Origin of the sequence: Streptomyces sp. NBC_00354 (assembly GCF_036106915.1) — a bacterium.
In the GTDB taxonomy this organism is placed as follows: domain Bacteria; phylum Actinomycetota; class Actinomycetes; order Streptomycetales; family Streptomycetaceae; genus Streptomyces.
The window spans coordinates 1067507-1081331 of record NZ_CP107983.1; the positions used below are offsets into that span (position 1 = coordinate 1067507).

Annotated in this window: 10 protein-coding genes and 1 pseudogene; 3 read left to right on the forward strand and 8 right to left on the reverse strand. The window is 72.5% G+C overall.

Annotated elements, in window-relative coordinates:
- Positions 1 to 11: 11 nt before the first annotated feature.
- Positions 12 to 1778 carry a S8 family peptidase gene (locus OHT74_RS05055; RefSeq protein WP_266672490.1) on the forward strand — a complete coding sequence of 589 codons (1767 nt, stop codon included), beginning with the start codon at positions 12 to 14 and terminating at the stop codon, positions 1776 to 1778.
- Positions 1779 to 1854: 76 nt separating this feature from the next.
- Here OHT74_RS05055 and OHT74_RS05060 read toward each other — a convergent pair whose 3' ends face one another.
- The 4 genes from OHT74_RS05060 to OHT74_RS05075 form a co-directional block, all read right to left on the reverse strand.
- On the reverse strand, positions 1855 to 3270 hold the full coding sequence (locus OHT74_RS05060) for an alpha/beta hydrolase family protein (protein ID WP_328619491.1): 1416 nt from the start codon (positions 3268 to 3270) through the stop codon (positions 1855 to 1857).
- A gap of 77 nt (positions 3271 to 3347) precedes the next feature.
- A complete protein-coding gene (locus OHT74_RS05065; RefSeq protein ID WP_266661038.1) occupies positions 3348 to 4022 on the reverse strand; it encodes a (2Fe-2S)-binding protein in 675 nt (224 codons plus the stop codon).
- A 1-nt stretch (position 4023) separates the two neighbouring features.
- Complete coding sequence (locus OHT74_RS05070; RefSeq protein ID WP_328619492.1) at positions 4024 to 4572, reverse strand: hypothetical protein; 549 nt, start codon at positions 4570 to 4572, stop codon at positions 4024 to 4026.
- A 35-nt stretch (positions 4573 to 4607) separates the two neighbouring features.
- On the reverse strand, positions 4608 to 5678 hold the full coding sequence (locus OHT74_RS05075) for an SIS domain-containing protein (protein ID WP_328619493.1): 1071 nt from the start codon (positions 5676 to 5678) through the stop codon (positions 4608 to 4610).
- Positions 5679 to 6702: 1024 nt separating this feature from the next.
- Here OHT74_RS05075 and OHT74_RS05080 point away from each other — a divergent pair.
- Positions 6703 to 7389, forward strand: a complete 687-nt coding sequence (locus OHT74_RS05080) for a GNAT family N-acetyltransferase (protein ID WP_266661044.1) — start codon at positions 6703 to 6705, stop codon at positions 7387 to 7389.
- A gap of 83 nt (positions 7390 to 7472) precedes the next feature.
- On the opposite strand, the gene OHT74_RS05085 is transcribed toward OHT74_RS05080, so the two are convergent.
- Genes OHT74_RS05085 through OHT74_RS05095 form a run of 3 tightly spaced genes read right to left on the reverse strand, consistent with a single transcriptional unit; the run spans position 7473 to position 10743 of the window.
- Entirely contained in the window at positions 7473 to 8501 is a 1029-nt protein-coding gene (locus OHT74_RS05085; RefSeq protein WP_328619494.1) for a TolB family protein, read from the reverse strand.
- A gap of 47 nt (positions 8502 to 8548) precedes the next feature.
- Entirely contained in the window at positions 8549 to 9859 is a 1311-nt protein-coding gene (locus tag OHT74_RS05090; RefSeq protein WP_328619495.1) for an MFS transporter, read from the reverse strand.
- A 2-nt stretch (positions 9860 to 9861) separates the two neighbouring features.
- Positions 9862 to 10743, reverse strand: coding sequence for an alkaline phosphatase family protein (locus OHT74_RS05095; RefSeq protein WP_328619496.1), 882 nt, complete (start codon positions 10741 to 10743; stop codon positions 9862 to 9864).
- Positions 10744 to 11002: 259 nt separating this feature from the next.
- Between OHT74_RS05095 and OHT74_RS05100 the strand changes: the two genes are divergently transcribed.
- The gene (locus OHT74_RS05100) at positions 11003 to 12247 is read left to right on the forward strand and encodes an alpha/beta hydrolase (RefSeq protein ID WP_328619497.1); all 1245 of its coding nucleotides are present in this window, start codon (positions 11003 to 11005) and stop codon (positions 12245 to 12247) included.
- On the opposite strand, the pseudogene OHT74_RS05105 reads toward OHT74_RS05100, so the two are convergent.
- A pseudogene (locus tag OHT74_RS05105) lies at positions 12225 to 13679 on the reverse strand (carboxylesterase/lipase family protein). The gene OHT74_RS05100 and the pseudogene OHT74_RS05105 overlap by 23 nt on opposite strands.
- Positions 13680 to 13825 lie beyond the last annotated feature (146 nt).

Genomic DNA, 13825 nt, shown 5'->3' on the forward strand with positions numbered 1-13825 from the left:
GACGCACTCTCGTGCTCGCCGCCACGCTCGGCGCAGCACTCGCCTTCGGGGCACCCGCCGCACTCGCCGGCACCGCCCCGGTCTCCCCGTCCGGCCAGTCCGCCCCGTCCGCCCCCGCCAAGGCTGCGGCCGCGGCGCCGACCTCCCAGAGTGCGACCTGGGTTGCCGGCACCCGCGCCTACCTGGTGATCACCGCCCCCGGTGACAGCTCGGCGGTGCGTTCCGCCGTCGCTGCCAACGGCGGCACCGTCTTCTCGAACTTCGACGCCATCGGCGTGATCGTCGCCCACTCCTCCTCCGCCGGCTTCGCCACGGCGATGCGCGGGGTCAGCGGGGTCCAGCAGGTCGGGGCCACCCGTACCTCGGACGTTCCGGCCGACGCCTACAACCCGGCGCTGCCCGCCAACCCGGCGCAGTCGACGACCCCGGCCGGCGAACCCGTCCGCGCCGACATGAGCCAGATCAAGGCCGACCAGGCCTGGGCCGTCACCACCGGCTCCGCCTCCGTCAAGGTCGGCATCCTGGACACCGGTGTGGACGACCAGCACCAGGACCTGGCGCCGAACTTCAATGCGGCCGACTCCGTCTCCTGCGCGTACGGCAAGCCCGACACCCGTACGGGCGCCTGGCGGGACGTGGACAGCCACGGCACCCACGTCGCGGGCACCATCGCGGCCGCCAAGAACGGCAAGGGCGTCGTCGGCGTGGCCCCGGGCGTGAAGATCTCCGCGGTCCGCGTCGCCGAGCCGGGCAACTCGTTCTTCTTCGCCGAGAACACCATCTGCGGCTTCGTGTGGGCCGGTGACCACGGCTTCAAGGTCACCAACAACAGCTACTACACGGACCCGTGGCAGTTCAACTGCCCGGACAACATCGACCAGGCCGCCATCATCGAGGGCGTCAAGCGCGCCCAGGAGTACGCGGAGGGCAAGGGCTCCCTCCAGGTCGCCGCGGCGGGCAACGAGAACTACGACCTCGCCCACAAGACGACCGACTCCGCGAGCCCGAACGACTCGACGCCGGTCACCCGCACCATCACCAACGCCTGCCTCGACATCCCGACCGAGCTCCCGGGCGTCGTCACGGTCGCGGCGAACGGCACGGGCACCACGAAGGCCTCGTTCTCGAACTTCGGCTCGGGCGTCATCGACGTGGCGGCCCCGGGCAGCGACGTCTACTCCACCGTGCCGGGCGGCAAGTACGGCAGCAAGAGCGGCACGTCGATGGCCACCCCGCACGTGGTGGGCGTGGCGGCGCTGCTCGCCAGCACCAACCCCGGCATCACCCCGGCGCAGCTGCGCGACAAGCTGGCCACGCAGGCCAACGACATCGCCTGCCCGTCGGACAACCGCTGCACCGGGACCGCGGCCAACAACTCGTTCTTCGGCGAGGGCCAGGTCGACGCGCTGAAGGCGGTCGGGTCCACCCCGCCGCCCGGGAAGTACTTCGAGAACCTCGGCGACTTCGCGATCAACGACAACGCCACCGTGGAGAGCCCCATCACCGTCAGCGGGGTGACCGGCAACGCGCCGGCCACCCTCAAGGTGGGCGTGGACATCAAGCACACCTACATCGGTGACCTCAAGGTCGACCTGGTGGCCCCGGACGGCACCGTCTACACCCTGAGCAACCGGGCCGGTGGCGGTACGGACAACATCGTCCAGAGCTTCACCGTCAACGCCTCCTCCGAGGTGGCCAACGGCCTCTGGAAGCTCCGTGTGAACGACAACGCCAACGCGGACACCGGCAAGATCGACGCCTGGAACCTCACGTTCTGAGGGCCGTCGAGCTGAAGCAATAGGGGTGTCCGGCGGATCGGGGTCGGATGCCCGGCCATGATCCACCGGACACCCCCTAACGCTGCAGGACGTCGGCGAGCCAGTCGAAGACGACGTCGCAGTGCTGCTGCGGGGCCATCGGGGAGCAGTGCAACTGCGCTCCGGTGGCCTCCGTCAGTTTCACGTACTCGCGCTTCGAGCGCAGCAGGTCGTACATCTGCCGGGGCTGGCCGGGGTAGAACTGCTCGAAGTCGTAGTCGAGGACCAGCGTCGGCGCCTTGATCTGCGGTACGACTTTTGTGATGTCCAGCCCGATGGCGACCTGGGCCGGGGTCCAGAGGTCCTTGAACACCCGGCCGGCGCGGGCCTCGCGCAGTGCCTCCCGCGAGAAGATCTCGAAGCGCTTCTTGACCGTGGTGGCGAGTTCCGGGGTGAGTTCGGGGACGACGTCCTCGTTCCAGACGCGGTTGGTCTCCGCCTTGTCGGCGGTGACGATGTCGCGGATCTCCTTGTCGAAGCCGAGCCAGGGGTTCGGCACTCCGGGCATGCACACCACGGCCGCGAGCCGGCGTTCGAAGGCCGCGGCGCGGGCGACGAGATTGCCGCCCATGCTGAGGCCGGTGATCGCGATCCGGCTGCTGTCCACGTCCTTGCGGGCGTCGAGCCAGTCGACGAGCGGGGCCACCACCTGCTCCCACCGGGTGGTGAACGGGATCTCCTCGACGAACAGCAGCTGGCCCTGGCCCGGGCCATCGTAGACGAGGGCGTTCCAGCCCCGCCCGAGGGCGGCCGCGACGCCGTAGGTCCACATGTCCAGGTTCTGCCCGTCGCTGCCGTTGGTGAGGATGACGGTCGGACGGGGCTCGTCCCCGCCGTCGGGCCGGAAGAACCACACCGGCAGGCGGGTCTTCGCGTACGGGACCTGCGCGCGGACGGCGGCCGGGGAGCAGAGCCGGGTGAAGGTGTCCCAGGCCCCTCGGCCCGCCAGGTAGACCGCCTTCTCGTCGCCGGGGCTGCGGGTGCCGAGGACGTAGAACAGGGCCTGGGCGTAGTACTGCGCGGCCCGGAGCGAGCGGAACCGGCGGGTCTGCGAGGGGGTTTCTCCGCCGTGCCGGCCGGCCGCCGGGGGTGCGGCGAGCCGGTCGCCCCAGGCGCGGAAGGTGTCGGTGAAGGTCTGCGCGGACAGCCCGGCGGTGTTGATGGCGTTGACGGCGGTGAGCACCTCGCCCACCTCGGAGGCGCGCATGCCGGCCGCGCCGAGCGCGAGGAGCCCGGCGAAGTTGTACCCGGGGTCGTCGAACAGCTTCATGGCTCCCGGCGAGGGATCCGGGGCTGCCGCAGCTGCCCGGGGCGTGGCCCCCGCACAGCCGGCGGTCCCGCCGACGGCGAGGGCTCCGGCGCCTGCGGCGAGTCCGGTCAGGGCGGCGCGCCGGGACAGCACCGAGGGGGGCTCCGACCGGGGCTGCGGCTGCGGTGTGCGAGCTTGCGTCATGGCAGGGACCGTAGGAGGCGGCCCCGCCGGACCGGCGCCCGCCACACCCGCGGCTGCTCCGAACGGCCCTGTCCGGGCTACCTGGTCCGCAGCACGCAGTCCCCGCAGAGTCCGCCGCCGGGCACCTGGTAGTAGAGGCAGCAGCTGCGCCGTACGAAGGCCACCCCGAGCCCCTCTTCGTGGATGAAGGTGCCCGTCCCGCCGAGCGCCCCGCCCTCGGCCAGCAGCTCCGCGGCCAAGGACACCGCCGGGCCGCCCGGGACCCGGTCGATCAGCACCCGCAGCGCCCCGACCAGTCCCGACGCGGCGTTCCCGCGCAGCACCTTGGGCGACACCCCGTACCGCTCCCGCAGGCGCGCGTCCAGGGCACCCAGGTTGCCGAGCACGCTCTCCCCGAGCGCCCCGGCCGGCAGCGCTCCCGCAGCGGGCTCGGGCAGCCACAGCTCCAGCGACCCCGCCGCGGGGAGCCGCCACCACACCCGCTCGGCTCCCAGGTCCGGGATCCGCCCGGCCAGCGCGGCGCAGCCCAGGCCCAGCGACCACAGCCGCGAGGCGATCCCGAACTGCGCGGTCGACGCCGCGACCCGGCCGGGCCCGCTCCGGATCCGCCGCCCCACCTCGGCGACGTACGGCTCGAGTTGTGCCCCGTAGAGCTCGCCGAGCGGCCGGAAACCGTCCCCGGGCGGCTCCTTCCCGTACGGCACGGCGAAGAAGGGCCCGACGGCGGCCAGCCGGCGCAGTACGTCCTCCACCTCAGGCTCCGTATCCGTCGTCGGGCAGAGCAGGGTCGGCCCCCGGGCACTCCCGGTGGTCCAGGTCGTACGAGGAGACCGTGTGCAGCAGCCAGTCCTCCGCGATCGGTTCCGTGTCACAGCAGCGGGCCACGAAGACGAAGCCCACCATGGTCTGCGGCACGGGCTCCGCGTAGAGGGTCCGCTGCTCGGGCAGCCGCTCGGACCACTCGGTGCGCCAGGCGACCCCGGCGTCGGCGAGCGCCGCGGTGAGCCGCGACTCGGTGACGGACACCGGTCCGCGGTACGACTCCCCCTCGCCGGGGCCCGGGATCTCCAGCGCGTCACGCCAGGTGTCCACGCTCATCGAGCGCAGCTGACGGCACCGGCAGTACACGTTCTCCAGGCTCCCGTGATGGAACCAGTGCGGCCACCGCCGCCCCTTGTACACCGGCCACGAGCAGTCCGGCTCGCCGTGCGCGGCGACCAGGTCGTGCAGGTGCGCGCCGACGTGGAAGGCACCGAGCCTCCCCGTGGCCGCAAAGCGGGCCAGTTCCGTCACGAAGTCCATGCACGGATGATCTCAGGTGGCTACGGTCCGGCGGCTCACGGCCTGCACGGGGCGACCGGCGCCGGAGGCCGGGCGTTCCCCGCAGCAGCCCTGGGGTCGGGCCACTTCGTGTCGTCGTGGGCGAAGACGAACGACTCGATCGGTACGCCCCGTTCGGCACTGAGCCGGGCCACCAGCTCCTGCAGGACCACCGTCTCCAGCACCACGCGCACTGCGTCCGGGACCTCGGGCAGGCGGATCACCGACAGGCTGTCCGCCGGCTCGACCCGGGCCGTCGTCAGCAGCAGCGTGAGGTGCCCGCTGCCGGCCAGCGAGCGGGCCAGCTCGATCTCGCGGCCGTCGCCGAAGACGAGGTGGAGGGTGTTGCCCGCCGACTCCATCTCCCCGTGCAGGTAGTTGCGGGTCGCCGAGGCGGCCGCGGTCATCCGGACCACCTCGCGCAGCAGCAGCGCACCCTCCTCTGCCGAGGCGCACGAGGCCCCGGCCGCCACCGCGTCGGAGGCGATGCAGCGGGCGCCGCGCTCGCGCAGGCCCGCGACCACCTCGGCGGCCCGCCGGTGGACTGCGGCGGTCTGCTCGGCGATGTCGTCCCAGGGGTCCTGCGTGCGGCCCGCGATGGCCCCGGCGATCAGGTCGAGGGCGACGACCGTGCCGGTGTAGCCGATGGTCGAGGCGTGCGAGTCGGGCTCGTTGCCGAGGCCCACGGTGAGGTCGGCGAGCTCGCCGAGCCGCGACGGTAAGACGTTGAGCAGCGCGGTCCTCGTGATGCCGGGGGCGGCGGCGGACCGGCAGGCGGCGATGGTCTCGCGGCTGCGGCCGCCCTGGGAGACGGCGATCAGGCAGTCGGTGTCGAAGCCGGCGGTGCCGGTCTCGATCTCGCTGGACAGGACGCGCTGGGTGACGACCCCGGCCTTCCGCAACTGCTGTACGGGGACGGCGAGGGCGGCGTACGAGGCGCCGATGCCGGTGAACAGGGGGCGCCGGGCGGCGCGCAGCGCGGCGCGCTCCGGGGAGGCCAGCTGGCTGCGGACGCGGTCGGCGATCCGGGCGAGGGCGGCGCCCTGGCCGGCCTGGCCCTCGAGGAAGGTGATGCGGGATCCGGACATGGTGGGGGGTGTCTCGTCTTTCCGTGAAGCTCTCTGCGGCAACGGTGTGTTGGGACGGTAAGGGGCAGGCGGCGGGATCGGGCGCCGGCGGCCGAGTGCTGCGCGCGCTCCCGGCCCGCAGTCGCCGGGCCGGACGTCGCGAACGCCCAGCGGAAGAGGCCGCGGGCGACCGGAGCGAAGGCGCGGCCCGACGCGATGAAGCCAAGGATTACCCGCGCCCCCGAAGTTGACGACCGCCCCCGGCCGGACCGCCGCCGCCTGCGGCTGCTGCGCCCCTACGACGGCCCCCGCGGGCTCGGTCCCCCGGTGAACCGCCCCGGCAGCGGAACGCCCGCGACCGAGCCGATCGCCCACGCGAGCGTCAGCCCGAGGCCGATCCGGGCGGGCTGGAGGGCGGGCGGGCGGGAGACCGACCACCCTGGTGGAGTAGCGGGCCGACCACACGTAGTAGGCGCCGTCTCCGACGGCCTTATCGTCACCCGACCGCCGGACCAGCCAGATGGCCCAACAGATCGATCCAATCCGACCCCTATCCGCCGGGCCACTTCACGTATGCCCCCAGGCACTGCCCCGCACGGCCCCGGCACCCGCCCGCGGACACATCACCGACGGCCGTCCGTTCGATGTCCCGGCGGTCGGCGAGGGGCCCGAGATCATCCGCCCGGCCGACGGTCGGGGCCTTTGGCGGGCACGTCCCGGCATCCTCACATCCTCGCAGGTCAGAGGTTGTTTGTAAGGCATCCGGAGGCCGTCGGGACCGCCGTCCGGGGGGCCCTCGCCGTGTGGTGGAACGGATGTCCGCGGATCAGGATTACGGGTGCTCCGGGCCGGGGACCAAAGCCATCGAAAAAGATGGCCGCGACGTTGCCAATTTGGGGGTTCATGAGAGGAGATTTAGGGGCTACATTGAGCCACTCGCGTTCACCTGACAGCCCGTTGCCTTTCACTCGTGTTTTGCACGGGGGGCGACGTCAGGAGCGCACACTGTGCAACCACCCCACCGCCCAGAAGGACCGAAGGCTCCGTGCCCGTACCCGTACTCCTCGCCGGCCGCACCGTGCGGCTCGAGCCCCTCGCCCCCCACCACACCGAGGCCTTGGCCATGGCCGGGGCCGAGGATCGTACGACTTACGCCTTCACCCCCGTACCCCATGGGGTGCAGGCGTCCCACGAGTACATCGACCGCGCCCTCGCAGATCAGGCGGCGGGTCGATCGCTCCCCTTCGCGGTGGTCAGAGCCACCGACGGCCGGGTCGTCGGTTCGACCCGGTTCCTGGAACTCGACTATTGGCAGGGACCCCTGGTGTGGCCCGCGGTGCCGGGCGTCCCGTTCGGTGATCCGGCGACGGCGATCCCCGATGCCGCCGAGATCGGCAATACCTGGCTGTCCCCGGGCGCCCAGGGGACGGGCATCAACACCGAGGCCAAGCTGCTCATGCTCCGCCACGCCTTCGAGACCTGGGGCGTCCGCCGCATCTCGCTGCGCGCCGACGCCCGCAACGGGCGCTCGCGCGCGGCGATGGAGCGGCTCGGGTTCACCTGCGAGGGGGTCCGCCGGGCCCATTCGCGGGGACTCGACGGTGCCGTGCGCAGTACCGCCTTCTACTCGATCCTCGACGAGGAGTGGCCGGCCGTGCGGTCGATCATCGAGCTGAGGCTGTCCGCGGGAGCTCAGCGCAAGCGGCGACGCAAGACGCTGATCCCGGCGTAACGGTCCTGCATTCGGCGTAACGGTCCTGTACATCGGCGCAGGGGTCCCTGCAGCGGCCCCCGCCCCGGCCCTTCCTTACGGCGTCAGCCGAGGAAGGCCGGGGCGAGGGCCGAGGCCATCAGCGGGGTGGCAGCGCCGCTGCCGTCGGCCGGTACGGCGTACAGGTCGGCGCCGAAGTCGCCGGGCAGGGAGTAGACGACCGTCTTGTCGTCCGTCCACACCACCTGGTCGTCCACGCTGCGCTCCTCCGCGAGCGGGGTCTCCTGCATCGAGGCCAGGTCCAGGGCGTACAGCCGCCACGGGGCGTCGGGCGACAGGCCGGGCACCCGCTTCTTGAACACCAGCCGGGTGCCGTCGGGCGACAGCGACGGGCATTCCAGGTTCTCGCGCAGCGTCGTCACGGTGCGTTCGGCCAGGTCGCCGCGGACCAGGTGGGTCTGGCCGCCGGTGGCGAGCGTCGCGTAGAAGGTCCGCTCGTCGGCGGCGAAGGTCACGCCCCAGAAGTTGACGTCGGCGTTGCGGTACGCCTTGCCGTCCTTGCGGATCGCGAAGTCCTCCAGCGAGGCGTCGAGCTTGCCCGTGCGCAGGTCGAGCAGCGAGGTGCGGGTGGAGAAGTTCGTCCCGGCGTACGAGTCCCCTCCGACGAAGACCGTCCAGGCGACGAGGTGTCCGCCGGGCGAGACCCGGGCGCGGGTGGGGATCCCGGCCAGCGGGTGTGCGGAGATCTCCTTGAGGCGGGCGTCGAGGACGACGGCCCGGTAGCTCTCCTGGACCCCGCCCTTGTCGGCCTGGAGGCAGATCCCGGTGCCGGCCGCCGAGTGGAAACGCAGGCAGCTCACGCCGGAGGCGGTACGCGGGCCCTGGGGTGCGGTGGCGGGGACGGTGGCGAGCTCGTCGCGGTGCGGGCCCCACGCCATGTTCCGGAACACGATCCGCCGCTCGGCCCCGTCCGGGGCCAGCGACACCTCGCCGCGGCTGATCTGCGGGCCGCCCGCCTGGGTCTGGTTCTTCTCCTCGGCCCGGGAGGAGGCCCGTACGACGGCGAGCACCCCCACCGCGGCGAGCAGTACGACGGCGGAGACGAGGATCAGGATCCGGCGTTGGAGGGTCATGGGGGCCTTTCGGGGATGTGGGGGAATTCGGGGGCGGCCGAGCGCACTCAGCCGGCGCGCGCCCCGGCGGCGGACTCGGCGGCCATCGCATCCGCGGGGCGCAGCAGAGCGCATACGCCGGCCGCAGCGGCCAGCAGCACGGCGGCGACCGCGAGGGCGGGGCGGGCGCCCCAGACGGTCCAGGCGGCGCCGAAGCCCAGCGAGGCGGCGAAGCGGGCGAGGGCCTGGCCGGTCTGGACGAGGGCGAGGCCGCCGCCGCGGTGCTCCTCGGGCACGGCTCCGGCGGCCGCGGCCATCAGGACGCCGTCGGTGGCCGCGTAGAAGCCGCCGTGCAGCAGGAGCACGGCGTACGGGAGGGCCGTGTCATGGGCGTGGCCCGCCCCACCGGTGAGCAGGAGGCCGTACGCGAGGAGCAGCGCGAGGTGGCCGCCGAGGAAGACGCGCCAGCGGCCGATCCGGTCGGCGAGCCGGCCGAGCGGCAGCGCGAGCAGGAAGAACGCGGCGGCGGTACCCAGCGGCAGCAGCGCGAACCAGCGGTCGGCGATCCCGGTGGCGCGCTGGAGCAGCAGGAAGACGAAGGCGTCGCTGACGGTGCACAGCCCGAGCAGCAGCGCGCACAGGCTGATCCGGCGCAGGTCCCGGCGGCCCAGCAGCCCGAGGGCGGCGCGCAGCGAGACGGGCTCCGCGCCGGGCGCTGGTGCGGTGCGGCGGCCCGGGACGAAGAGGACGAGCACGAGCACGCCGAGGGCGGCGACGCAGGCGCTGACCGTGAAGACGGCGTCGTAGCCGTCGGCTGCGCCGCGCAGGATCAGGAAGGCGAGGATCGGCCCGATCAGGGCGCCGGCGGTGTCCATGGCCCGGTGGACCCCGAAGGCCCGGCCGCGGTCCTCGGGGGCGGCGGAGAGGGAGATCAGCGCGTCGCGCGGGGCGGTGCGCAGGCCCTTGCCGGTGCGGTCGAGGGCGAGCACCGCGCCGATCGCGGGCAGGGTGTGCGCGAGCAGGAGCAGCGGTTTGCACAGGGCCGAGAGGCCGTAGCCGAGGCCGGCGAGGGCCTTGTGGCGGCCGAAGCGGTCGCCGAGGTGGCCTCCGGTGAGCCGGACCAGCGCGCTGATGCCGTTGTAGAGCCCGTCGAGCAGCCCGAAGCCGAGTGGGGAGAGGCCGAGGCCGGCGACGAGGTAGAGGGGGAGCACGGCAGTGACCATCTCGGAGGAGACGTCGGTGATCAGGCTGACCGTGCCGAGGGCGAGCACCGTGGGGGCGAGCGCGGCGCGCCGCCCCGGGCTGGTGCCCGGGGCGACGGCCTGCGGCTCGGGGGTCACGGCGGGCGCGGGAGTACCGCGACTGTCCGCAACGTACATGGTCAGGAGGCCCAGATACCCGTGATGTCCTTGGCGGTGGCCGCGTTCCCGGCGTGGGTGGTCAGGCCGGCCAGGCCCTCCAGGGTGCGCAGCACGTCGTAGTGGTTGTACGTGGTGCCCGACGTGCTGCCGGGGGTGACGGGCTGGCCGTAGAGGACGGTCGGGATCTTGTTGCCGGCGAGCCGGTTGTCCTCGTCGAAGGTGACGACGAGCAGGCTGTTGTGGGTCTTGGCCCAGTCGGCGTAGGCCTTGAGGTTGTTCTTGAGCCAGGTGTCGCCGGTGCCGACGGAGCAGTCGTGCATGTCGTTGCACAGGTTCGGGACGACGAAGGACACCTTGGGGAGGGTGGTGTAGTCCGTCGGGAACTGGGTCATGGTCTTCGCGGTGCTGGTGGGCACGTTGGAGAAGGCGAACCAGGGGTTGTGCTTGCGGGCGTACTTGCCGCTGCTGCACGTGGTGGAGCCCTGGCTGGGGAGGGTCTCGTTGTAGCTGGCCCAGGTCTTGCCGGCGGCCAGCAGCTCGGAGGCCAGGTTGGGCGCGGAGCTGAAGCCCGGCGTGTAGCAGCTGTCGCCGGTGACGCCCTGGTTCGAGCCGGAGAACAGCTGGAGGTAGTTGGGCTGGCTGGGGTGGGTGATGCCGAACGACTGCGTGAGGTTGGCGCCCCCGCTCTTGAGGGAGTTGATGTACGGGGCGCTGGAGCTGCCGATGACCTGGTTGTAGGCGTGGTTCTCGAAGACCACGACGACGACGTGGTCGGGGGCCGGCAGGCCGGCCGCGTGCGCGGGCTGGGCGGAGCCGATGCCGGCCCACAGGGCCGTACCGGCGGCGGTGAGGCCGAAGGCGGTGGCGAGGGCGGTCTTGCGGCGGGACCGTGACGAGGTCATGCCAAACACGGAAAATACCTCCGGGCAGGGGGGTTCTGGGGGCGGCGCGGACGCACCATACCCAGAGGCATGTGCATGGGCCAGGGACGTGCGGCGAACAGACCGGGAACTCCGGTGGCCTGGCGGGTGTTAGGCAACGCCCAGCCCTCGGTCAACCCAAGAGCAGGGAAAAAGGGGAACCACGGAGCACGTAGGCTCATCCTTCGAACAGAAGAGACCACCCCCCGACGGGGCAGCACCAGCCGGAGAGCAACCGCACATGTCGTACTCACCCGACGGACAGCACCAGCCGTACCGGTCGGAAGGGCAGTACCAGCAGCAGCCCTACGGCACTTCGTACGCGCAGCCGTACGAACCCCAACAGCACCACGAGCCCCCGTACGGGCCACCGCAGCCGCCTTACGGCGGGCCGGAGGGCCCCGAGGACGACCGGCGCCGGCCGCGCCGGGGCAGGCGCTGGCTGATCGCGGGTGTCTCCGTCCTCGCGCTCGCCGGCATAGCCGCCGGGGTGATGTACCACTTCGAGATACCCCCCTTCACCGACAAGGGCAAGGACATCTCCTTCGGCCAGCCGGCCGCGGGCGGCGGTCAGGCGGGCGGCGCCGACGGCACTGCGAAGCAGGCGGCCAACTCCAAGGCCCTGATGCCCACCGGGCCGAAGTCCGAGTTCAAGAACTCGATGACCCTGGCCGACGGCACGCACGTGGCCGTCACCACGCTGGACGGCAAGAAGTCGGGCTTCAAGGGCAAGGTGTGGGTCTGGGCGCCCAAGGAGTACAACGACCCGAAGTTCGCCAAGAGCGGCTTCCCGGTCATGATCGCCCTGCCCGGCGGCGCCGGCTACCCGAACAACTACTGGATGGGCACCGACCTGGGGCTCCAGACCAGCATCAGCAAGTGGTACGCCGAGGGCAAGAGCAAGCCGTTCATCCTCGCCATGCCGGTGCTGAACCCGGGCCCGGACGACAAGGGCATCTACTGGGACGGCTCCGACATCCCCGACCAGCCCAAGATGGGAACCTGGCTGACCGAGGACGTCCCGGACCTGATCAAGGCGAACTTCCGCACCGTCAAGTCCCGTGACGGCTGGGCCTACATGGGCTCCTCCACCGGCGGCTTCGCGAGCCTGAAGGCCGTGCTCAAGCACCCGGACAAGTTCAAGGCCGCGATCTGCTCCGGCCCGGACATCGTGCCCGACTCCTCGCTGTGGAAGGGCCACGAGAAGGAGAAGGCCGAGAACAACCCGGAGTTGCTGGCGAAGGCCATGATCGACAAGAAGGGCGCTCCGGACGTCTACCTCGCCTTCCAGGTCGGCGACAACGAGAACAACAAGAAGACGTTGCCCGATGTGCAGAAGTTCGTCGCGACGTACGGCAAGGGGCCGATCCACACCAGCCTGAGGGTCATCCCCGGCGGCCAGCACAACGCCAAGACCTACGTACCGAACATGGGCGAGGGTCCGATCCAGTTCATCAGCAAGGTCATGGAAGGACCGGTGGAGTAACCGCCGGTTCGACCGACTCCACGCGCTGCGGCCCGCCGAACACCATCGGCGGGCCGTTGCCGTCCCAGGGCGCCCAGCCCGGGTTCCCGGTCACGGCGAAGCGCACCCAGGCCGCGTGCATCCGGTCGGCCAGCTCCTGCGGGGCGTCCGGCCCGGCCAGCCAGGAGGCCTCCGGCACGTCGAGCGTGTCGAACACGAAGCCCAGCTCCAGCGCGTGGCAGGAACCGAGCCCCGGAACGCCGGACGACCAGCCGAACTCGTACAGGAAGCTCGAGGCGGTCCGCCGCGCCCCGGCGAGCCGGCGCAGCGGGTCGCGCAGCAGCCGGTCGGTCAGCAACTGGCCCGCGAGCTCGGCCGGGCCCGCCCCGGGCAGTGCGGCGCGCAGCGCCCGTACGGCGGCCCGGTCCTTGCCGCTGCGGGCGCGGGCCAGGGCCACGGTGAGCGGACCGAACCGGTCCATCAGCCGGAGCGCGCCGGTGGGGGCGAGCCAGAGCCGGTACTCCTCGGTGGTCCAGCCCAGCAGCAGCGGTACCTACGTCGCCGCCGCGGCCTCGAGCGGGTCGCCGGGGAGCGTGTCCGGGTCGGTGACCAGGCCGAACGCGGGGCCTGCGACCAGCGGGCCGGAGCGGCGCAGCACGGCGCCCTGCGCGGCGAGCAGGTCGGGCAGGGCGGTGGCGGCGAAGGCCTCCGCGGTCGCGGGCACCTTCAGGAGGGAGGCCATCCGCCGGACCATGGCGCGCACCTTCTCACGGGGCAGCACCTCGGGGGCGCCGCTCTGCAGGGCGGCCTGCGCGAAGAGCCCGGCGGCACGCGGGGCGCCGAGCAGGGCGCCGACGCTGATGGCTCCGGCGGACTCGCCGAAGACGGTGACGCGGCCGGGGTCCCCGCCGAAGGCCTCGATGTTCTCCCGCACCCAGGTCAGGGCGGCGATCTGGTCGAGCAGGCCGCGGTTGGCGGGGGCGTCGGGGAAGAGCCCGTAGCCGAGGACGCCGAGGCGGTAGTTGACGGAGACGAGCACCACCCCGTCGCGGGCGAAGGCGGAGCCGTCGTAGACGGGGACGGCCGAGGAGCCGCGGGTGAGCGCCCCGCCGTGCAGCCACACCATGACCGGCAGCCGGGCTCCGGGGGCCGGGGCCGGGGTCCACACGTTGAGGTTCAGGCAGTCGTCCCCGGGGACCTCCGGGTCGGGCAGCAGCGCGGCGAACTTCGGCGGGTAGGGCACCTTGGGCGCGGTGGGCCCGAAGGCGCCGGCGTCGCGTACGCCGTCCCAGGCGGCCGGGGGTGCGGGCGCGGCGAAGCGGAGGGCGCCGACGGGCGGGGCGGCGTACGGGATGCCCCGGAAGGCGGCGATGCCGTCCGGCCCGCTCCGGCCCTCGACCATGCCGTACCCGGTCCTGACCCGGGGCCGGCCGCTGCCGCCCGCTGTGCTCATCGTTTCCGCTCCTCCGCCGACTCCGGTGAATCCCGTGAATCCCGGTGAATCTCGTGAATCCGGTGAATCCGGTGAATCCGCTGTTCCGCGTCCCCCGGGCACGGTCGCACAGGCCTGCGACGGGTGACAAGGCGTGACCCGGCCGG